The organism is Stenotrophomonas sp. YJH_SMC_43 (assembly GCF_059372535.1).
Map to the genome: position 1 here is coordinate 545196 of NZ_JCAFVQ010000003.1, position 21499 is coordinate 566694.

Annotated in this window: 17 protein-coding genes; 6 read left to right on the plus strand and 11 right to left on the minus strand. The window is 66.7% G+C overall.

Features of this window, described 5'->3' with window-relative positions; genetic code table 11:
• Nucleotides 1–20: 20 nt before the first annotated feature.
• Nucleotides 21–1946 (minus strand): glucans biosynthesis glucosyltransferase MdoH, encoded by a 1926-nt coding sequence (mdoH, locus tag AC5QAH_RS14650; protein ID WP_049413091.1) that lies wholly within the window; start codon nt 1944–1946, stop codon nt 21–23.
• A gap of 496 nt (nt 1947–2442) precedes the next feature.
• On the opposite strand from mdoH, the gene AC5QAH_RS14655 reads away from it, so the two are divergent.
• Entirely contained in the window at nt 2443–4488 is a 2046-nt protein-coding gene (locus AC5QAH_RS14655; protein ID WP_241873362.1) for a TonB-dependent receptor domain-containing protein, read from the plus strand.
• Nucleotides 4489–4548: 60 nt separating this feature from the next.
• Here AC5QAH_RS14655 and AC5QAH_RS14660 read toward each other — a convergent pair whose 3' ends face one another.
• Nucleotides 4549–4719 carry a hypothetical protein gene (locus tag AC5QAH_RS14660; protein WP_167345305.1) on the minus strand — a complete coding sequence of 57 codons (171 nt, stop codon included), beginning with the start codon at nt 4717–4719 and terminating at the stop codon, nt 4549–4551.
• A 213-nt stretch (nt 4720–4932) separates the two neighbouring features.
• Between AC5QAH_RS14660 and AC5QAH_RS14665 the strand changes: the two genes are divergently transcribed.
• Nucleotides 4933–5319: a DUF2628 domain-containing protein gene (locus AC5QAH_RS14665; RefSeq protein ID WP_010481288.1), complete on the plus strand. Its 387-nt coding sequence runs from the start codon at nt 4933–4935 to the stop codon at nt 5317–5319.
• A 78-nt stretch (nt 5320–5397) separates the two neighbouring features.
• On the opposite strand, the gene AC5QAH_RS14670 is transcribed toward AC5QAH_RS14665, so the two are convergent.
• From AC5QAH_RS14670 to AC5QAH_RS14680, 3 genes are all read right to left on the minus strand, one after another.
• A complete protein-coding gene (locus AC5QAH_RS14670; RefSeq protein WP_495232422.1) occupies nt 5398–7929 on the minus strand; it encodes a methyl-accepting chemotaxis protein in 2532 nt (843 codons plus the stop codon).
• Nucleotides 7930–8138: 209 nt separating this feature from the next.
• Nucleotides 8139–9032 (minus strand): NAD-dependent epimerase/dehydratase family protein, encoded by an 894-nt coding sequence (locus tag AC5QAH_RS14675; protein ID WP_312662626.1) that lies wholly within the window; start codon nt 9030–9032, stop codon nt 8139–8141.
• A 98-nt stretch (nt 9033–9130) separates the two neighbouring features.
• Nucleotides 9131–10042: a S41 family peptidase gene (locus AC5QAH_RS14680; protein ID WP_312662628.1), complete on the minus strand. Its 912-nt coding sequence runs from the start codon at nt 10040–10042 to the stop codon at nt 9131–9133.
• A 50-nt stretch (nt 10043–10092) separates the two neighbouring features.
• On the opposite strand from AC5QAH_RS14680, the gene AC5QAH_RS14685 reads away from it, so the two are divergent.
• Complete coding sequence (locus tag AC5QAH_RS14685) at nt 10093–10557, plus strand: MarR family winged helix-turn-helix transcriptional regulator (protein WP_495232423.1); 465 nt, start codon at nt 10093–10095, stop codon at nt 10555–10557.
• 5 nt (nt 10558–10562) lie between these two features.
• Here AC5QAH_RS14685 and AC5QAH_RS14690 read toward each other — a convergent pair whose 3' ends face one another.
• Nucleotides 10563–12047, minus strand: a complete 1485-nt coding sequence (locus AC5QAH_RS14690; RefSeq protein ID WP_272774172.1) for a DUF4434 domain-containing protein — start codon at nt 12045–12047, stop codon at nt 10563–10565.
• Between the two features lie 244 nt (nt 12048–12291).
• Between AC5QAH_RS14690 and AC5QAH_RS14695 the strand changes: the two genes are divergently transcribed.
• A complete protein-coding gene (locus AC5QAH_RS14695) occupies nt 12292–12606 on the plus strand; it encodes a KGG domain-containing protein (RefSeq protein ID WP_071305900.1) in 315 nt (104 codons plus the stop codon).
• A gap of 10 nt (nt 12607–12616) precedes the next feature.
• Here the strand turns inward: AC5QAH_RS14695 and AC5QAH_RS14700 are convergent, their stop codons facing one another.
• Entirely contained in the window at nt 12617–14089 is a 1473-nt protein-coding gene (locus AC5QAH_RS14700; protein ID WP_100446793.1) for an MFS transporter, read from the minus strand.
• A 125-nt stretch (nt 14090–14214) separates the two neighbouring features.
• Between AC5QAH_RS14700 and AC5QAH_RS14705 the strand changes: the two genes are divergently transcribed.
• A complete protein-coding gene (locus AC5QAH_RS14705) occupies nt 14215–14835 on the plus strand; it encodes a TetR/AcrR family transcriptional regulator (RefSeq protein WP_029379742.1) in 621 nt (206 codons plus the stop codon).
• Nucleotides 14836–14850: 15 nt separating this feature from the next.
• Here the strand turns inward: AC5QAH_RS14705 and AC5QAH_RS14710 are convergent, their stop codons facing one another.
• Together AC5QAH_RS14710 and AC5QAH_RS14715 are read right to left on the minus strand one after the other, a co-directional pair.
• Nucleotides 14851–15201, minus strand: coding sequence for a VOC family protein (locus tag AC5QAH_RS14710; protein WP_010481265.1), 351 nt, complete (start codon nt 15199–15201; stop codon nt 14851–14853).
• Nucleotides 15202–15325: 124 nt separating this feature from the next.
• The gene (locus AC5QAH_RS14715; protein ID WP_029550896.1) at nt 15326–15526 is read right to left on the minus strand and encodes a hypothetical protein; all 201 of its coding nucleotides are present in this window, start codon (nt 15524–15526) and stop codon (nt 15326–15328) included.
• Nucleotides 15527–15714: 188 nt separating this feature from the next.
• Here AC5QAH_RS14715 and AC5QAH_RS14720 point away from each other — a divergent pair, with 188 nt between their 5' ends.
• Nucleotides 15715–19095 carry an autotransporter domain-containing protein gene (locus AC5QAH_RS14720; protein WP_043397550.1) on the plus strand — a complete coding sequence of 1127 codons (3381 nt, stop codon included), beginning with the start codon at nt 15715–15717 and terminating at the stop codon, nt 19093–19095.
• Nucleotides 19096–19163: 68 nt separating this feature from the next.
• Here the strand turns inward: AC5QAH_RS14720 and cml are convergent, their stop codons facing one another.
• Nucleotides 19164–20351 (minus strand): CmlA/FloR family chloramphenicol efflux MFS transporter, encoded by a 1188-nt coding sequence (gene cml, locus AC5QAH_RS14725; RefSeq protein ID WP_049452896.1) that lies wholly within the window; start codon nt 20349–20351, stop codon nt 19164–19166.
• Between the two features lie 198 nt (nt 20352–20549).
• Complete coding sequence (locus AC5QAH_RS14730; RefSeq protein WP_049453021.1) at nt 20550–21455, minus strand: LysR family transcriptional regulator; 906 nt, start codon at nt 21453–21455, stop codon at nt 20550–20552.
• Nucleotides 21456–21499 lie beyond the last annotated feature (44 nt).

The following is a 21499-nucleotide window of genomic DNA, read 5'->3' on the forward strand; positions in this document are numbered from 1 at the left end:
ATGCCGCTGCCGCGGGACGATCAGTACAGCGTCGGTTGTTCGGCGGCTTCCCGTCGCAGCTGCGCGGCGCGTACCAGCACCGGCGGCGGGATGTTCTCCTCGGGAATATCGAGCAGGCCGAGGCGATGCAGGAAGGCACCCGGGCCGCGCGAAGACGTCAGCGCCACCACCGGTACCGCCAGCACCATGCCGATCACCACCGGCGCCATCCACGCGGCCAGCGAGGGCGATACCGCCCAGGCCAGCACGCCCATGAAGGCACCGAACACGCCCAGGCCGCCGTAGCCGCGGATCAGCGCCAACCACGAGATGCCGCCATCGTCGCGCTGCTGTGCGTCCCAGCCGGAATCGCGGCCGGACAGCACTTCGGCCACGCCGCGCGACTGCACGTACATCACCACCGGTGCCATCAGTGCCGCCAATACGGTTTCCACCAGCATCGAGACGAACGCGCGGATCGCGCCGCCACACCCGCGGCGGTCGACCGGGTCCAGCAGCATCGCCAGGTAACCCAGCACCTTGGGCAGCAGCAGCACCGCCATGGTCGCCGCGAACAGGCGCACCACCTGCTCCTCGTCCTGGGCCCGCCAGTACACGCTCGGCGACAGGTGCAGCAGGGCGTTGAAATCGATGCCTTCCTGGAACAACGGGATGGCGATGCCGATCAGCATCAGCATCGCCCACATCGGCGCGGTGAAGTAATGACCGATGCCGATCAGCATGTGCATGCGGCTGATCCAGTGCAGGCCGCGGCTGCCGACCACCTTGCCGTGCTGCAGGTTGCCCTGGCACCAGCGGCGGTCGCGCACCAGCAGATCGGTCAGCGTCGGCGGACCTTCTTCATAGCTGCCCCCCAGGTACGGCACCATGTGCGCGGCCCAGCCGCCCCGACGCATCAGCGCCGCTTCGACGAAGTCATGGCTGAGGACGTGGCCACCGAACGGCTTGCGCCCCGGCAGCGCCGGCAGCCCGGCCTGATCGGCAAAGGCGCGGGTGCGGATGATGGCGTTGTGACCCCAGTAATTGCTCTCGGCACCGTGCCACCAGGCCACACCGCGGGCGATCACCGGACCGTACACGCGGCCGCCGAACTGCTGCATGCGCGCGAACAGGGTGCGCCCACCGATCACCGACGGCAGGGTCTGGATCAGGCCGACATCGGCGTTGTGTTCCATGCCCGCGACCAGGCGCACGATGCTGTCGCCGGTCATCAGGCTGTCGGCGTCGAGGATCAGCATCTGCGGGTAGGCGCCGCCGAAGCGACGGACCCAGTCGGCGATGTTGCCGGCCTTGCGCCCGCTGTTATCGCCACGGCGGCGGTAGAACAGCCGCGCCTGGCCATCGGTCACGCGCTCGCGCAGTTCGGCGAACACCTGCTCCTCGGCCCGTGCGATGTCTTCGCGGCGGGTATCACTGAGCACAAAGAAGTCGAACCGGTCGAGCTGGCCGGTGGCGGCCACCGACTCGTAGATCGCCTGCAGGCCGGCCAGCAGCCGGCGCGGGTCTTCGTTGTAGGTCGGCATCAGCAGCGCGGTGCGGCTGTGCACCGCCGGCAGCGGCTTGTCCGGGTCGATGCCGAGGCGGTAACCCCGGTCGAACACGGCAGTCAGGAAGCCGGCCACTGCACTGGCGAAAGACAGCGCGATCCAGGCAAACAGGCCGACAAACAGGACCAGCAGGCAGGCTTCGAGCACGCTGATGCCATTGGCCGACAGCACCCGCCACATCATCCGGGTGGCGATGGCGGTCATCGCCAGCGTGCCGCCGAAGATGTAGAACCGGCGCAGGCCGATCAGTCGCGGCGAGGTGCGGTGGCGGCGAACCTTCAGTTGGCCTTCGCGCAGGGTCTGCTCGGGCATCTGCAACGGCGATTCGGCCGGCAGCAGCGTCCAGCCGGCATCACGCCGGGACGTATCTGCTTCCGCATGGATGGTCTGCACCCCCATTGCCGCCTACTCCGCGCAGTCGGCACGGCCGGCCATCCCGGCCGGGCTGCATGCACCAAGGTTCCCGGCGCGCTTTCCCGGCGCCCGCACTTGTCCTGGCTGCGTCGGCCTCACGCCACGCAGTCGCTGTCTGTCACTACCGGAACCCACACGATCTCCAACGGGGCGGAATCGAAAATGCGGCTCAGTCTAGGGCGCCGGATGTAAGCCGAGTGCGAAGGTCTACGCCGGGATTTATCCCCATTCAGCAAACAGCAGGCGAGTGCCGGGGCGTGGGTACGGATGTCACTTGGTCGCCCCAGGTACTGGATCGTAACAAACGCGAACGGTTATCATTTCATCAACCAGGCAGGTCACCGTCTTCCGCACGGCCGAGACCCACCCAGCTGCGCCGGTTCGAGCCGCGCGCCCAACGACCCATGGAAAGGGGGCCTGCCTGCTTGTCTGCTTGCGCCCGTTGCTTCCATCCGGTCCCCCTCATCCGATGGAAGCCGTCATGTCCCAGCTGTTCCGTTCCCGTTCCGCGCGCCTGCCGCGCACCCGCCTGGCCAGTGCCCTGGCCACCGCCTGCCTGCTGGCCCTGCCCGGCCTGGCCGCCGCCGAGGCCAGCGCCGATGCCTCCACCAAGGATCTGGATACCGTGGTGGTCACCGCCTCGGGCAACCAGCAATGGATCAAGGATGCGCCGGCCAGCATCAGCGTGATCAGCCGCGAGGACATCGAGCGCCAGCCGGTGCACGACCTGGCCACCCTGCTCAGCCGCGTGCCGGGCGTGACCGGTGGCCTCAGTGCGGTCGGCGAGCAGTCCAAGATCAAGCTGCGCGGCATGCCGTCCAATTACACGCTGGTGCTGGTGGACGGCAAGCGCATGGGCAGCTCGGCCTCGACCAACTACCGCCCCGACCTCGGCCGCCAGGATCTGAACTGGATCTCGCCCGACCAGATCGAGCGCATCGAAGTGGTGCGCGGACCGATGTCGTCGCTGTACGGCTCCGACGCCATGGGCGGCGTGATCAACATCATCACCCGGCGCATCGGCGATGACTGGAGCGGCAGCGCAACGCACAGCTATACCCGCCCCGGCGATGACAAGCGCGGTGATACCCAGCAGATCGGTGCGACCTTCTCCGGCCCGCTCGGCGAACGCTTCGGCCTGCGTATCGGTGCCAACAGCATGCGCCGCGACTCGGACCGCTCCAACGGCGGTGTCTACGGCAACGCCTACGCCGGCGAGAAGGACCGCAACGTCGACGCGCTGCTGCAGTGGAAGCTCAGCGATGCGCAGGAACTGTCGCTGGAAGCCGGCCATGGCGTGCAGCAGGCCTTCATCGATGCCTCTCTGGAGAAGCAGGACGAAGGCGCCTGGGGTGCCAGCGAACTCAAGCGCAGTTCGCTGGCGCTCAACCACGACGGCAAATGGAGCTTCGGCAACTCGAAGATCAGTGCGTACTGGACCGAGTACAAGAACGACATCGGTGCCACAGGCCGCTCCGAAGCCACCGATACGATCATCGAGGGCAGCCTGACCACGCCCTTCACCCTGGGGGTTGAACACCAGTTCGCCGTGGGCGGCCAATGGAAGCGCCAGGAACTGACCAACACCGACACCATCGGCCGCGCGCCGATCGACTATGCCGGCAATGCCGTCAGCGGCTCCGATCTGGAAGTGGATACCTGGGCCCTGTTCGTCGAAGACGAACTGAAGCTGCACCGCACCTTGGCGCTGACCCTCGGCGCACGTCTGGATCACCATGAGAAGTTCGGCGGCCACGTCAGCCCGCGTGCCTACCTGGTCTGGCATCCGGCCGAGCAATGGACCATCCGCGGTGGCGTTTCCAAAGGCTTCCGCGCACCCAGCCTGACCGAGAATTCGGCCACCGCCGCCACCCAGTCCGGCGGCCGAGGCTGCACCTCGCTGATCCCGCTGGGCTATACCCGCGGCGGCTGCTACATGGCCGGCAACCCGGACCTGGACCCGGAAACCAGCACCAACCGCGAGATCGGCATCAGCTTCGACAACGACCTGGTCGATGCGGGCCTGACCTACTTCCATACCGACTTCAGGAACAAGATCGAGTACGCACCGCTGGGCAGGTTCAACGGCATCTGGTGGACGCGCATGAGCAACGTGCAGCGCGCACGCACCAGCGGCATGGAAGGCAACCTCAATTTCCGCTTCGGCGAGCACTGGCGCTGGCGCACCTCGGCGACCTGGATGAAGGAAGCCAAGAACCTGACCACCGGCCGCAACCTGATCGATACTCCGGAATTCTCTGGCTATTCGTCGCTGGACTGGACGCCCAGTACGGTGTTTTCCAGCAGCCTGTCGGCGCAGTACACCGGCAAGCAGACCGGCACGGCGACGACCTTCCTCAAGGCCTACACGTTGTATGACCTGACCGCGGCCTGGAACGTCAACGAGGTACTGACCCTGCGTGGCGGCGTCAGCAACCTGGCCGACAAGAAGCTGTATGCCGAAGGCTCCACCGACTACTTCGTGGCCGGGCGCAGCTACTTCATGAGCATGACCGCGCGGTTCTGACCGGCCGCGCGCGCCGCGATCGCGCTGGCAGCACGCCAGCGCGATCGGCGGTGTTGCGGATTACTCGCTTTCCAGCGCGGCCGCGGCCGCGTTCTGCGTAGCGGCCGTGCGTGCACGGTCCATCGCTACCGCCAGTTGCTGGCGTGCGAGCAGTTGTTGTGCCTGCACCACTTCAGGTGTCGGCAGGAGCACCGGTCCCGGTGCGTTTTCCGGTGTAGCAGGTGTGGTCATGCAACCTCCATGGACATCCCGCCGCCACCCGGGTTCAGCTGGGGTGGCAGCGGAACTGCGCACCCTATCCTAAAAACAAGGCGGATGGGTGACGGTGCGGCGCCCCGCCGCACCACAACGAACAAGGCGGGCGTCACATTCTTGACGCCGAAGCTTGGATCCTGAATAGGACTTGTCCTATCATGAAAACGTTTTCCAACAGGGATGTTTCCCATGAATACCACTGACCTGTCCCAGTTCAGCCCGAAGTGGCAGTTCCGCTTCAACTTCTTCCGCCAGCACGGCGCCCCCAAGAATCCCGGCTTCAAGCAGGCCTGGAAGGCGCTGTCCTTCGGCGACCGCCTGAAGATCAACCTGAACTTCTTTGCGTTGTTCTTCGGCGCCATCTACCTGTTGATCCTGGGCATGTGGCGCAAGGCACTGGTGTTGATCGGCATCAACATCGTGCTCGCCATCATCACCATGTTCCTTCCGGACGTCGTGGGGCGCATGCTGTTCATCGCCATGAACCTGCTCGTCGCCTCCAGCACCAACTACAGCTACTACCTGGAGAAGGTGGAAGGACGCACCAGCTGGAACCCGTTTGAAGGCATGTTCTGAGCCCTCAGAACTGCGCAGGGATGCGCGGCAAGGATGCAATCGACGCCCGGCCCCCGCCGGGCGTCTTCGTTTGCGGGATCAGGCCGCGCGGCGAGCCGTGGCCACCGGCTCGGCCTGCAGGCGGAAGCGCGAGACCGCCACCGCCAGCTGCTCGGCCTGTTCTTCCATCGCACGCGCGGCGGCACTGGCTTCCTCCACCAGCGCGGCGTTCTGCTGGGTGGTCTCGTCCATCTGCACCACGGTCTGGTTGACCTGCTCGATGCCCGCCGACTGCTCGCGAGAGGCCGCCGAGATCTCGGCCATGATCTCGTTCACTCGACCGACCTGGCCGACGATTTCCTGCATGGTGCGGCCCGCGCCGTGCACCAGCTGCGCACCGGCACCGACCTGCGCCACCGAGGCGTCGATCAGCTCCTTGATCTCCTTCGCCGCACCTGCCGAGCGCTGGGCCAGCGCGCGCACTTCGCTGGCGACCACGGCGAATCCACGCCCCTGTTCGCCGGCACGCGCCGCTTCCACCGCCGCGTTCAACGCCAGGATGTTGGTCTGGAACGCGATGCCGTCGATCACCGAAATGATCTCCGCAATGCGCTGCGACGAGGCCTCGATCTGCTCCATGGTCTGCACCACCTGGCTGACCACCTGCCCGCCTTCGCTGGCCACACCCGCTGCGGAGCCGGCCAGGGTGTTGGCCTGCAGCGCGTGGTCGGCATTCTGGCGCACCGTGGAGGTCAGCTCCTCCATCGAGGCCGCGGTCTCTTCCAGGTTCGCTGCCTGCTGCTCGGTACGGCGCGACAGGTCACTGTTGCCCGCGGCAATCTCACCCGCCGCCAGGCGGATGCTGGCCGCCGACTGCTGGATCTGGCCGACGATCTGGGTCAGCTGCTGCACGGTGCTGTTGGCATCGTCGCGCATCACCGCGAACACACCGTGGAAGTCGCCGTGCATGCGCGCGCTGAGATCGCCTGCGGCGATCGCGCGCAGCAGCGTCGACAGCTCGGCCAGGTTGTGGTCGCTGACCTGCATCATGGTGTTGAGGGTTTCCACCATGCGGCGGAAGTCGTGGTCGAAGCGCAGCGTGTCGCCGCGCACCGCGAAGTCGCCGGCGGCGGCGGCGGCGGCCAGCTGCTGGATCTGATCGTTGATCGCCGCCAGGTTGCTCTTGGTGGTGGCCATCGCAGCGGTGAACACCGCCTTCTCGCCCGGCAGCGCTTCCATGTCCACGCTCAGGTCACCCACCGCATAACGCTGCATCACGTCGACCAGACGCTGGGTGACGGCGTTGCTGGAGGCCACCAGCTGGTTGCTGTCGGCCACCATCCGGCCGTACTCGCCCGGGAACGCCGCGGCGTCCATGCGGTAGCTGAGTTCGCCGGCGTCATGGCGACGCGCCATCTCCGCCTGCGCCGCCATCACCGACTGCAGCTGACCCCGCATGCCCTGCATCGCGTCCAGCAGGCGGCCCACTTCGTCGTTGCTGCGTGCCGGCAGGGTGCTGTCCAGCTTGCCTGCGGCGACGTCGCCGGCCACGCGCACGGCTTCGGCCAGTGGGTGGATCGCCAACCGGCGCAGCAGCACATAGACACCCACACTCAGCGTCAGCGCGGCTACCACGCCAACCAGCAGGGTCAGCCACAGCAGCTGGCGCGCCTCGGCCACGATCACCGCGTGTGGCATCACCACGCCCAGCGCGAAGCGCTGCGGCGCGTCGCCCACGCGCAGCGGCACGTACACGCGCACGTTGCCTGCCGCATCCGGAGTGAAGGCTTCGAACCGGCGGTCGGCGGCGATGTCGGCCAGCATGCTGCGGGTCAATGCGTCGTTGCGCGGCTTGCCGATCTCGGCGGCGTTCGCCGAGGCCAGCACCACACCGTTCGGCGAGAGCAGTTCAACGCGCCCGGCGCCCATCGGCTTCAGCGTGGCCAGGTGCTTCTGCAGCGCCGCCAGCGAGAAGTCCACGGTGAATACACCGAGGAACGTGCCGTTTTCGATGATCGGAGTGCTCAGCGTGCTCATCAGCACCTGCTGGCCGGCGATGTCGTAGGCATAAGGTTCACTGACCTTGGGCAGCTTGTCGCGGCTGGGCACCACGTACCAGTCGGCCGAGCCGTCAGCGGCTTCGGTGTAGTCGGTCATGGTCGACTGCTGTGGCTTGCCGTCATGCCAGGCCCAGTAGCTCATGTAGCGGCCGCTGGCATCGTGCATCTCGGCATTGGCGAACTCGGCATCCTTGCCATCGAAGGCGTCGGCTTCCCACATGGTGCTCTTGCCCAGCCATTCTGGATGGCTGCGCAGCTGCTCGCCCAGCACGGCCGCCAGGCTGGCGCGATCAGGCGCGTCACCCCGCGCACGCTGGGCGAGCACGGCCTCGACCATGGCGTCGTTGCTTGCAAAGGCGGTGCCCAGATCCGCCGCGACCTGGCGGGCTTCGGCGGTGGCTTCGCTGGCCATGGTCTGGCGCGAGGCATCGATCAGGCTGGCGCTGGCCTGGCGGTAGATCAGGAACGCGGTCAGGCCGAAGCACAGCAGCGCGATCGCAGCGGTGCCCAGCATCAGCTTGTGGGCGATGCTGCCCGGGCGGCGGGCAGCGGCGGAACGGGGAGAATGCATGGAAGGGTCCGCAAGGCAGTTCAGGACGACCGGCACCGCGAGGGCACCGCGCAGGTGCGCGATCCGTCGCGCAGGCCACCCGCCGCCGGGACCCGCCCGGCGCAGGAAGCGCACCGGGTTAGCGGCCGCCTGCGAACGAGGTTGAGGCGCTCCGCCTGCACATTCCTGAACCTGCTCAGGGTCGGGTCAGGAACCCGCCCCGTTCCGTCCTATTCGGCAACCCGATCCTTGATCCACTGCGCCCGAGGCAACACCTCGATGCTGCCAGCCGCGTACTGCTGCAGCACGTCGTCCGGGCCGAAGCGCGGCTGCCAGCCCAGTGTGCTGCGCATCAGTGCACTGTCGTAGACGCGGTCGATGCTCAACGGCAGCGGCCAGCCGCGGCGCTCGAACTCGGCCAGCAGCAGCGGGGCGCGGCGGGCCAGCACCCGGCGGGGCTGGGTCGCCAGTTCCAGGCAATCCTCGCGCAGGAACGGTGTCGGTGCGCAGGCAATATAGCGTGCGAAGGCAGCGCCCTCATCGTGCAGCAGCGCGGCATGTGCACTGGCCACGTCGCGCGCGTCGATGCCGCGGTGCAGGCGGAACATCGCCATCCGCTCCGGTGGCTCGGGGAAGCAGCGGGCCATGCGCAGCACGCGCACGCTGAAGCCCGGTGCCGCAGCGGCTTCGGCCAACGCCTCTGCCTGCAGCTTGCTGCGATGGTAGATCGTGCGCGGCAACGGCTCGGTATCTTCATCGATCCAGCGGCATCCGCCCGCCACTACCGCATGGCCATACAGGGCCGTGGTGCTGGTCAGCACGAAGCGGCGTGCACCGGCCTCGCGGGCAGCCTGCAACAGGTGTGCGGTCGCCTCCACATTGGTCTGCTGGAATACCGCATCCGGCACCAGGCCGACATGAGGTGCGTGCAGGGCGGCGGTATGGATCACCGCATCGACCCCCTGCACCGCCCGCGTCACGGCCTGACGATCGGTGACATCGGCAATGATGCGGGTGGTGGCAAATGGGCTGCGATCCAGCCCCACCACTTCGTGGGCCGCCGCCAGCGCGCCGAAGATCGCACGCCCGATCCGCCCGGAACTGCCGGTCAACAGAATCTTCATTGAGTCCATTCACTCGAAGCGCCCGGGAACTACCGGGATGCTTCGATTCTAGGCACGCTGCATGTCGTCTGCGATAGGGCGCGGTTGCAATTGTGCGTTCATTTTGGCGATGCCGATCGGGCCAGCAGCTGCCGGGCGACGAACAGCGGATCGTCACCGCCTGCCGCATCAGGCGTGACCCCGGTACGTTCCCAGTTGGTTCCGGTACGAAGGTTGATCGGCTGCCGGTCGGGAATGCTGATCTGATAGCCATCCGGCAGCAGCACAGGATCATCGAACATATGTGCCGCGCCGCCACTTCGACTCCCAACGACACGTGCCCGCCCCTGCGCCTGCAGCGAGTACGCGACGAATTCGGCGGCCGAGCCGGTGCGGCGGTCGATCAGCACCACCAGCGGCTTCAGGTACAGCCCCAGGCTCGCCGGTGGCAACGGTACCGGACTGCGTTGGCCACGTTGTTGCAGTGACTGCACCTGGTTGATCTCCGCCGCCAGCAGGGTCCGCACCAGCAGGTCCGCACTGCCGTCATCACCTCCCCCGTTCTGGCGCAGATCGAGCACCAGGCCATCGGTGTCGGCCAGCAGGGTGAAGGCCGCGGCCAGCTTCGGCCGGGCCAGATCGAGCGGATAGAAGGTGCTCAGGCGCAGGTAGCCGATGTTGCCTTCCAGCACCCGCACCTCGCGCACGCCCGCACCATTGCTGCGTGCATCCGCGCGCCAGGCCATCAGCCAGTCATCCTGGCCGGCGCTGGCATCCACCCGCTCGACATGGAAGTGGCCATCGAACACGTCCAGGTCCTGGTTCAGGCGTGCGCTGAACACCTTCGGGTCCGCGCAGCTGTCCGCATAGCGCTGCTGGGCGGACCAGCCGCGCACCACCTCGGCAATGCGCGCGCCTTCGGCCACGTCCAGGTACTGCGCCTGTATCGCCGTGGCCGCCGCCTGCAGCACCGCGTCCTGGGCCGGGCAGGACGCCGCCAGCAGCGCGCCCAGCATCCACGAAACCACCATGACCGCACTCCACGTTGATGATATGTAAGTGCTTATATATCATCGCGACCATGGATCTCCAACATGCCTCCCTGGGAACGCTGCTGCGGGCCCTGCTCGACCAGCTCGACCCGGCGGTCGAGCAGGCCTACCGCGACCTGAAGCTGGACTACCGGCCGCGCTACACCCCGGTGCTGCGCACGCTGATGGCGCAGGGCCCCTGCCGCATCAAGGACCTCGCAGTGGCCTGCGGGCTCAGCCATTCGGCACTCAGCCAGACGGTTTCAGCGATGGTGCGCGACGGTTGGCTGCACGCTGCGGTCGGTGAAGACAGCCGTGAGCGCATCCTGCAGTTGAGCCCGCGCGCACTGCAGGCGCTGCCGGCGCTGCAGACGCAGTGGCAGGCCACGGCTCGCGCGGCGCGCAGCCTCGATGCCGATCTTGGACAGTCGTTGGAGCAGGTGCTGCGCGACGCACTGCAGGCACTTGAGCAGCGGCCGTTCGCGCAGCGACTGCGCGACAAACCCCAGCGCTGAGGCACCTACTGTTCGGCTGCCATCTCGATTTCACTGAGGAAGGTCCAGCTGCCATTGGCCAACCGCAGCTCGAGCGTGCGGCACTGCGCGGCCAGCGGCGCGGCATTGCCCAGCACGTATTCCTCTTCGGTCGAACCGCTCAGCCCGGCCTGGGTGAATGGCGCCGACAGCACGCCGATGCGGGTTGCGGCAGTGCCCGGCTCAGCGCACATCACCTCCACCGACGTCGGCGTGACGATGCCCCAGGCCGGGCGGGTCATCGTGTGCAGGCCGATCCAGTCCACCCGCCGGCGCTGGCCGAGGTCGATGGTGATGCTGACATTGCCGTGCACACCCACCCAGCCGGCATCCATCGGGTTGCGCGGATCCCCCACCCGGCGATCGAACAGTTCATGCCCGGTGCTGTCGGGATAGTTTGCGTCCGGCGCCGTGCTGTAGCTGTAGGTGGTCTGCACCGGATCGACACTGTAGGACGCACCGAGGCCATACAACCCGCGATAGGTGTTCATCAACCGCGGCGATTCGCCATACCCCTGGCCGGGGCCGACCACCTCGGACATGTGGTACTGGTTGAGCCAGGCAACGCGCTTGCCGGCCGAACGCGCACTCCACAACTGCTGGTTGATGCGCTGCACCGACGCGGAGCGATAGGCACCGGACAGCCCGTTGCCGGTCTCCAGGAACAAGGGGCTGCCATGGTTGAACAGTTCGATGTCGGCCCACAGGCCGCTGGCACCCAGCGCCGCCGAAAGCGCCTCGTAGTACGCCTCGGTGGAATGACCCGCGCGATCCCACTGGAACAATCGGGCATGCGAGGCAGCACCGATGCCGTCCTGCCAGATCTGCACGTCCACGCCGGTGGCAGTACGGAACTGTGCAGCAGCCCGGCCCACGCTGGCCGGATCCACGCTGGATGACGCCAGGTAGGGTGCCACCATCACCGGCCGCGAGGGTGTACTGCCTTTGAGCGCCGTCACGATCGCGCGATAGAACGACGCGCGATCAATCGGCACCTGTGCCGGCTCGTCGGTGATGTACCAGCCGGCGAACGCCGGATGCGATCCGTACTGCTGGCCAAGCTGCGCCAGCGACTGCGCCGCATCCTGTGCCACGGCCGTTGCATTCTGGCCCTGCCAGAAGGTGGCGCACTGCCCCGAACTGTAGGTGGTGCCCACCACGACCTTCATGCCGCGCGCGGCTGCCGCATCGAGCACGGTGCCGAGCTTGCCGGGAAAGCCGGCAATCCATTCGAAATCCTGCACACCGCTGGCGCATCCCACGCCGGCACGGGTGGCACGCACCTGACCGAGGATGATCGTGTCGTTGCCGAGGTCCTGCAGTTCATCCAGGAACAGCGGCAATTGCGCGGCTGGCAGCTGTTCGTCGGTGGCCGAATAGCCGACGTGAACAAAGCTGCCGGACAACAGGGGGCTGGCTGCATGGACGGGGGCGATACAGGCCAGCAATGCGATCAATCCAATCCTGTTCATGTTCTACGTCCCTGTGGTGGCCAGGCAAGTGGCGTTGTCGCGCATGCTATCAACAGCGGCGGTGACCTCGGTTGAGCGAAAGCGCTTACGGGTTGCGCCACCCGCCTGAATGGCTGCGCCATCAGCCCCGTGCGCAAGGCGCGTGAAAACCGTGGCGAAGATGGCGACCTGGACTTAGCGTGCGATGGCCAAGCATGGAGGCCGTCGTCTACGAAGGCGGCGTCCACACTGCAGGAGATTTCACATGACTGAGCAGAACCCGCGCAGCTCCAACCGGGGCTTCGCATCAATGGACCAGGACAAGCAGCGCGCGATCGCTGCCAAGGGCGGGCGTGCCGCACATGCCTCCGGCAACGCGCATGAATTCAGTCCGGCCGAAGCACGTGTCGCAGGCCGCAAGGGCGGCGAGGCGATCAGCCGCAACCGCCAGCATATGGCCACGATCGGTCGTGAAGGTGGGCACGCTCGCCACGCCAATGCGCGCCAGCAGCAACAGCAGCAACAGCAGCCACACGAGATCGAACGCACGGCAGAGGGCCCGCAACGCCAGCAGGGCTGAACGCTGCGCGTCAGGCCGGTGCGCGCTGGCGATACAGACCCAGCGCAGCAAGCAGGACCAGCGCACCGGCCACAGCCATCGCCCAGCCGAAACCACTGGCCATCGCACTGCGATACCACGCCAGTGTCTGCGGCGTGGCGTGCATCGAGCTTGGTTGCAGGATCAGTTCGCGCGCCTGTACCACCAGCCCCCGCTGCCCGGCCGCCTGCGCGGAAACGGCGAAGTGCTGCACGGCGCGCTGGCCCATCAAGCTGCCCAGCAGCGCGATGCCCAGGCTCATGCCTGCCTGGCGTAACGCGTTCATCGTGGCTGAGGCGATACCCGCGCGCTCGACCGGCGCGCTGGCCATGACCGCCATGCCGGTTGCCGGCACTGCCAGCCCCATGCCAATGCCAAGCAGCACCAGCACAGCGCTGGCAAAAGCGCGCGACGTAGCCGGTTCGAACGTGGCCATCGCGCACAGCGCTATTCCGGCCAGGGCGTAGCCCAGCACCAGCGCGGCATGCAGCCCGAGGTGGGCGACCAGACGACCGAACAACAGCGAGACGACCCCCATCAACAGGAACTGCGGAGCCAGCTGGGAGCCGGCCTGCGCAGCGCTGTGGCCCTGCGCCTGCTGGAAGAACAGCGACAGGAAGAACAGGCTGGCATAGGCAGTGAAGCCCAGCACGAACGATGCCAGGTTGAACATGCCGAAGCGGCGGTCGGCAAACAGGTCCAGCGGCAGCAATGGGCGTACAACCCGGCGTTCAACGATGCCGAACAGGATCAGTCCGGCGGCTGCGACGCCCAGCGCCAGCAGGGTCACCGGCGCCAGCAGGCCATGCTCGCCGATCGCGATCAGGCCATAGCTCAGCGCACCCAGCGCGACGATGCTGAGCAGCTGCCCGGCGGGGTCCAGTGCGGCGTGCTGCGGATGCCGCCGCTCCGGAATTCCCCAGACGCCCAGCGCCAGCGCGAGCAGGCCCAACGGCAGGTTGATCAGGAAGATGCTGGGCCATCCGGCGCGCTGCACCAGCACGCCGCCCAGCAGCGGGCCAAGCACCAGGGCCAGCGCACTGAACGCGGACCAGCCACCGATCGCACGTGCACGTTGGCGCGCATCGGGAAACGCATGGCTGAGGATCGGCATTGCGGCGGGAATCAACAATGCGCCCGCGATGCCCTGCACTGCGCGCCCGGCCACCAGGGTTCCAAGATTGCCGGCACAAGCGCACAGCAGGGACCCCAGCGTGAAGGTGGCGACGCTGAGCAGCCACATCCGCCGATGACCGTAACGATCCCCAAGCGGCCCCGCCGACAGCATCAACGCCGACAACGCGATCGCGTAGGCGTTGATCACCCATTGCAGGCCGGCCATGTCGGTGTGCAACGCCTGCTGCAGGGTCGGCAGGGCGACGTTGACGATGCTGATGTCCAGCGAGGCGAGAAATGTGCCGAGGTAGGCGGCCAACACCAGGGCCGGACGTTGGAAACGCTGCATGTGTGGATCCCGGGGAGGACGTGCGCGCATCGTAGCCACTGACTGACCGTCGGTCAATGACTGGCGGTCAGTCAATGCCGAAGGACAGCTAGAATGGCCACCGTCGCACCCGGACCTTGCCCACCATGCAGACCCCAGCTGTCGCCAGGCCTCGCACCAAGCCTGCGGAAACCCGCCAGGAAGAACTGATGGACGCCGCGCAGGCACTGTTCCTGTCAAAGGGAGTGGACGCCACCACCATCAGCGACATCGTCGCCGCGGCTGATGTGGCCAAGGGCACCTTCTATACCTACTTCGCCTCGCGCACCGAGATCCTGCAGGCGCTGGCGCAGCGCTACACGCGGCAGTTCATGGAAGCGGTCGACCAGGCCGTGCAGCAGCACCCCGTCGGCGATGGCGTAGCACGCCTGCGCGCCTGGATCCGCGCCAACATCGAACTTTACGTGCGCACCCATGCACTGCACGACGTGGTGTACGCCAACCATCATCACCACCAGCGCGGCAACGCCGAACGCAATGCAATCCAGCAGCAGCTGCTGGGCATCCTCGAAGCGGGCAACGCCGCCGGTCTGTGGCAGCTTCCGGCGCCGCAGGTTACCGCCTCGTTGATCTACGCCGGCGTGCACGGCGCTACCGACGACCTGATCGCCACACCGGCACAGGATGCCGATGCGTTCATCGAAGCCGTGCAGGCCGATTGCCTGCGCATGGTCGGCGTGCCACCGGCCGGTGCAAAGCGGCGCTGACGAACCGTCTGTCGCTCAGGTATGGGCGAGGATGTTCAACAACCGCCCGAACGGGTCACGGACGAAGAAGCGACGCACGCCCCAGGGCTCATCGGCCGGGCCATATTCCAGCGGGATGCCGGCCGCGCGCATGCGCTCCAGTACCTGCTGCAGATTGTCCACTTCGATCGACAGATCCGGCACTGCGGTGCCGGACCCCCCTTCACTGGCAAAGCTGACCTGCGCCAGCGCGCTGCCCTCGCCGCCGTGGGTGACGATCCAGCCGTGGTCCATCACCACCGGCATGCCCAGCAGCTCGCCATAGAACACTGCGGCACGCGCAGGATCAGGCGTGGCGATGTTGGCGACGACACGTTTGACGGCCATGTGCAGCGGCTCCGATGCGATTCCCCATCCTCGCCGCTGCGTGCATGGCCTGCAAGCGGGCTGCGCTGAAACAGAAGAGCCCCGTCGGTGACGGGGCTCGTCATCAGTCCTGCATTGCCACTGCTTACACAGCGCCGCAGCGATCCATGACGCAACGATCGTATTCGTACTGGCATTCCATCGCATCACCGCCACCGGACAAACAGGCCTGGTAAGCCTTCCAACAGGGAAGATCGCATGGCGGAATCGGCCCGGCCACAGCAACCGAACCGCTGCAGGCCAAGGCGAACACGGCACCTACGATCATTTTCCTGAAAGTACGCATCGACATCACTCCTTGATAAGCCTGGTGAGCCCAGGCCGGGCCACGGTAGCGGGGTTTCCCGGGGATGGAGTGAACAGGTGCGTCACGAAACATTAACCTGTTCATTAAATTTCCTTCACACCACTGGGGGTGATCGGCGCGCTGCGGGGTTAACGGCCTTGTTGTCCGTCAATCAAGGAAGTTGTCCGATGAATCACCCGCTGCACGGCCGGTCGTCCCGCTCCCGTTCTCCGATGCACAGCCGCCTCGCGCTGGCGGTCACCAGCACATTGCTGCTTGCCAGCACGTTGCCCGCGATGGCCAACGACTCATTCGAGGTCTGGCAACAACAGCGCCAACTGCAGGCGGCGTGGGCACAACCGGCCACTGCGGCGATCCCGTCCGCAACCACCCCGTTGCCGATTGCAGCCCCCGCAGCGGCGGCCAGCAGCACGACGACCCTCGGCAATCCGGGCGATCCAGCCAGCTGGCGTACGGACGAATTCAATGCCGACTGGGGCCTGGCCGCGACCAACGCGGACCACGCCTATGCGCGGGGCCTGACCGGTACCGGCATCCGCCTGGGTGTGTTCGACAGCGGCACCGGCCTGGACCATCCGGAGTTCGCCGGGAAGAACCATCGCAGCCTCCGTCTGGCCGATGTGTTGGCCGATGGCAGCCTGTGCGGAAGCGAGGTACTTGCCGGCCCGGATGCCTGCTTCACCAGTGACGGCAATCAGGTCGCCATCGATTACACCCTCATTGATCCGGCCTACAGGGACCTGCTCAATCGCAACGGCTACTTCGAGGGCCCGGGCTACAACGTGCACGGCACCCACGTATCCGGAACCATCGCCGCCAACCGCGACGGCAACGGAATGCACGGCGTCGCGTTCGGGGCGGACCTCACCGTGGCCCGCCTGTTTGCCAACAGCGTGAACTACCTGACCGTCGTCGAGCGCAATGGCGGACTGTATCTGGACAGTAAATCGGTTGCCGGGCTGGGAGCCTCCGACTCGATCTTCCCGCAGCTATACGCACAGCTCAACGAACAGCACGTCCGCGCAGTCAACCACAGTTGGGGCCTGACCAACGAACCGGACACTGCCGAGAAGCTCGACTTCTATCTGTCGCATCCGGATCTTGCGGACAGCCTCGGCGCGATAGCAGAAGGCTCACGTACCCGCGGCCTGATCCAGGTATGGGCTGCGGGAAACACCGACTCGGTCAATCCCTCGCCAGAGCAGGCGCCGATCGCGGGCATGTATGCATCGATGCCACGCGAATTCACTGACGTCGAGCCGTACTGGTTGGCCGTAGTCAACGTCAACCAGGCGCTGGAGCTGAGCAATCGCTCGATGCGCTGCGGCCTGGCCGCGAACTGGTGCCTGGCCGCGCCTGGTTCGAACATCAATTCGACCGTCTATGGCGAAGATTCGGTCATCGATGCCAGCCCCCGCGAGGACAATGGGAATGTGATCCTCGAGGTCTCCGGCCAGGCCCCAACGTATGCCTACGGGAACCTGAGCGGCACCTCGATGGCCGCACCGCACGTCACCGGTGCACTGGGCCTGTTGTTCGAACGCTTCCCTTATCTGGACAGCGCCCAGGTGCGCGACGTACTGCTGACCACCGCGCGCGATCTTGGCGCACCGGGCATCGATGATGTCTATGGCTGGGGCCTGATGGACCTGCGCAAGGCCATCGAAGGCTACGGCTCGCTGCGCGTGGATACCAACGTGGTGATGAACCAGAAGGCCGGTGGCCTGAAGGTCTGGGAAGGCGATGCCTGGGACGACTGGACCAACGACATCGGTGGCCCCGGCAAGCTGACCAAGTCCGGCATCGGCTGGCTGCGCCTGAGCGGTGACAACACTTTCAACGGCGCGGTACTGCAGGACGGTACGCTGGAATTGAATGGCGCCAACACGCTCACGTCTGCGGTCGAGGTCCAGGGTGGCCAGTTCCTGCTCAATGGCAGCCTGGTCTCCACCGCGCTGAACACCACCGGGGGCGTGAGCACGGTCAGCAGCAGCGGCCTGCTGAAGGACAGCAACCTGACCGTCAACGGTGGCGTGGTGTCCTTCAACGGCACGCAGACCGGCGGCACCACCACGGTCGGTGCCAACGGCCTGCTGAAGGGTGTCGGTACGCTCGGCAGCACCCACGTCGACGGCATCATCGCGCCCGGCAATTCGATCGGCACGCTGACCATCAACGGCAACTACGTACAGGGTGCAACCGGCGTCTATGCTGCCGAACTTGCTCCGGGCGGGCGCAGTGACCAGCTGCACGTGACCGGCACCGCCACCCTCGGCGGCACCCTGATCGCACTGCCGGAGCCGGGTACCTACTACCTCGGCGAGCAGTTCAATTTCATCCGCGCCGACGGCGGTGTCAGCGGCCAGTTCGCGAAAACCGACTTCAGCGCGTTCTCGCCGTTCCTGCAGTTCAGCCTGGCTTACGGTGCCAATGGCACCCGCATCGACGTGGCCCGTGGTGCGTCGCTCGCCAGTGCCGCCGCCACGCCGAACCAGCGTGCGGCCGCGGCGGCGGCCGATGGACTGGCAATCAACCAGGGCCTGCCCAAGCCGCTGACCCAACTGTTCCCGCAACAGGTCGGTGGCGTGCTCGATGGCCTCAGCGGCGAGCTGCATCCGGCCACGGCACTGGCCCTGGTCGAGGGCAGCCGCCATGTGCGCGATGCCGCACTGTCACGCCGTGCCGGTGCAGCCGCACCGGGATCCGATACGGGTGATGCCACCGGTGCCTGGGTGCAGGCGCTGGGCGGCAACAGCAAGCTGGATGGCAACAGCAACACCGCGCGCACTGACGCCAACAGCAATGGCCTGCTGGTCGGCATCGACCGCGAGTTCGGTGGCTGGCAGATCGGCGTGCTGGCCGGTACCGGCCGCACCGACGTGAAGCAGCAGGAGCGTCGTGCCAAGTCGAAGATCGACAACACGCACTTCGGCGCCTACGCCAGCCACACCTGGGGCGGGTTCGGCCTGCGCGGTGGCGTGGCATGGAGCCGCAATGAAGTGAAGAGCACGCGTGATGTTGCCTTCGCAGGCTTCAGCGACAGCCTGAGCGCGCGCTACAACGCACATACACGCCAGGCCTTCATCGAAGCGGGCTACCGTTTCGGCAATGCGGAAGGTGGGCTGGAGCCGTACCTGCAGGTCGCCCGCGTGGAAGTGGACCTGAAGCAGATCAACGAGCGTGGCGGCGCGGCGGCACTGCACGGCAAGGTGGACGACACCGGCACCACCATCGCCACCGCTGGTCTCCGCTTCGACAAGGGTCTGAAGGCATCGTTCCAGCAGGACAGCTGGTTGCACCTGCGTGGCGGTGTCGGCTACCGCCGTGCCTCCGGCGACCGCAGCCAGGTGGCCAACCTCGCCTTTGCCAACAGCAGCACCACGTTCGCGGTCGAGGGTGCTCCGATTGCCGACAACGCCGTCGTGGCCGAGCTGGGCCTGGCGGCGTGGCTGACCCCGCGGCAGCAGCTGGAGCTGGGCTACAGCGGTCAGTTCGGCAGTGAAAGCCGCGACCATGGCGCCACTGCACGCTGGTCCGTCCGCTTCTAAACACGTGTTCTCTTGACGGGTTGGGGCGGCCTCGCGGCCGCCCCCTTTTTTTTGCCCGCCATCCAGCGCTATGTGCGGTGCCGCAGCGCGGCGGTACCTGCCAGGCTGGCAAGTGGCAGCAGCAACCCGTAGGCCACCAGCGGCCACACGGTATCGCCGGGCAGCACCAGGGTAACCAGCGTGCCGATGCCTGCCACGATCAGGCTCTGCACCGCGTAGTACAGAGCCACCGCCGTACCCGACGCATCGGCGAAATCACGCAGCGCGCCGCTTGCGGCCACCGAAACCACCATCACCAGCCCCACCGCGATGCCCCACATGGGCAGCACCACCGCGATGAACGAGGGAGGCCACGCTGCGGCCAACGCCATCAGCAGCACCCCGGCCACCATCACCCACAGGCCGCGCAGGAAGGTACCGCGCACGTTCCAGCGGGCAATGCACACGTGCGCCATCCGCGCCGTGACGATCATCACCAGCGCCACCGTGGCGAAGGCAAGGCTGAACGACAGGGGCGAGTACTGCATGCGCCCGACCAGCAGCCGGGGCGCGACCGAGAAGAACACGAAGAACGTGCCCATGCCCGCACTGAAGCCCAGCGTGTAGACCCAGAACGCGCCGCTGCCGAGGATGCGTCGTACCGCCGGTCGCGACGCGTCATGGCACCGCGGGCGGGTTTCCTGCCAATGCCGTACCGCGCGCATGCCGGCGATCATGCCCAGTGCGCCGAGCAGAACGAAGATCGCGCGCCAGCCAACCGCGCCTGCCAGCAGTGCGCCGAGGATCGGTCCCAGTGCCGGCACGAAGGCCAGCATCGAGGCGAACAGCCCATACAGCGACGCACCTTCGGGTGTATCGGCATACACGTCACGGACCGTGGCAAAGGTCGCCACCAATGCCGCCGACGCCCCCACCGCCTGTACGGTCCGCCAGGCCAGGAATGCTGCGCCGCTGCTGGACATGGCCAGCGCAAACGACGAAAGCGCGAACAGCAACGCCCCCGGCAACAGGACCGGCCGCCGCCCGATGCGGTCGGACAACGGGCCGAACAGCAACTGGCCCAGGCCGAGCACCAGCAGGTAGATGCTCAACGTCAGCTGCACCACCGTCGGTGATGTCTGCAGTGCCCGCGGCATCACCGGCACCACAGGAAGATAGATATCCATGGCCAGCGAGGCCAGGAGGTCGAACGGCGCCATCAGCACAATGGCCGATGGCAGCGGGTGGGCCCAACGCGGGGCCTGTCGATTGAACATGGGGAGTCTCCGCCCAGAGTGAATCCGGCGGTGATCCATCCACTTCGCGTGCATCGCAGGGATGATCACCGCAACAACGTCTGCATCGTTGTTGCGGCTCAGCGAACTGTCTGCGGACCGTTCCCGTTGTTCATGATGTCCATCGAATGCGAATGCAGGTGGCGCAAGTGTAGCAATCGTCCACCTGCCGCGCGGCGCTCAGGCCAGGGGCAACATGTCGATGCGCCGGCACGGCGTCTCCTTCACCTGCTCGATCAGCCGTCGCACCACAGGCGAGGTCTCCGCCCGCCGGTACTGCACAGCGATGGTCGAGACGATGGTGGGGCCGGCCAGTGGCAGATAGATCATTCCGGGCAGCACCAGCGTGCGTTGCAGTACCGATGGCACGATCGCCACCGAACCAACGCCGACCGACACCTCGGCCAACACCGCCGCCAGATGCCCGGGCTGGGAACGGATACGTGGAATGAACCCGCCGCGGCGCCCGACTTCCATTGCGCCCACCGGCTGCTCCGGCATGACGAAGCTTTCCCGGGCCAATGACGCCGGCTGTACCGGCGCGCGGGCCTGCGCCAGCGGATGGGTTTCCGGCAGGGCCACGCAGAACTGGTCTTCGACCAGGGTGTGTTCGCCGAAACTGTCGGGTACATCCATCGGAGGCCGGCAGAACACCACATCCACCCGACCTTCCTGCAGCAGCTGCGGGAGCTCGCCCATCGGCCATTCGCTCACCTGCAGTTCCACGCCCGGGTAGCGGCTGCGGAACCGGCTGAGCTGATCCTGCAACGCACCGGCATACAGCGCCGAGCCGACGTAGCCGATCTCGATCTTGCCGATCTCACCCCGCCCGGCGCGCCGGCCCAGGGTTTCGGCCTGTTCGAACCGGCGCAGCACATCGCGGGCTTCCGCCAGGAACACCTCGCCTGCGGAGGTCAGCAGCACTTCGCGCCGGCTGCGGTCGAACAGGCGCGTGCCGAGGCGACGCTCGATGTCCTGGATCTGCACGCTCAGCGTGGGAGTGGCGATCCCCAGCCGCAGGGCCGCGCGACCGAAGTGCAGTTCCTCGGCCAAGGTGACGAAGTACTCCAGGTGACGGCGTTCCATGGGCGGCATTTCGTTAGGTTCAAGCTAACGTAACCAGAAAACAC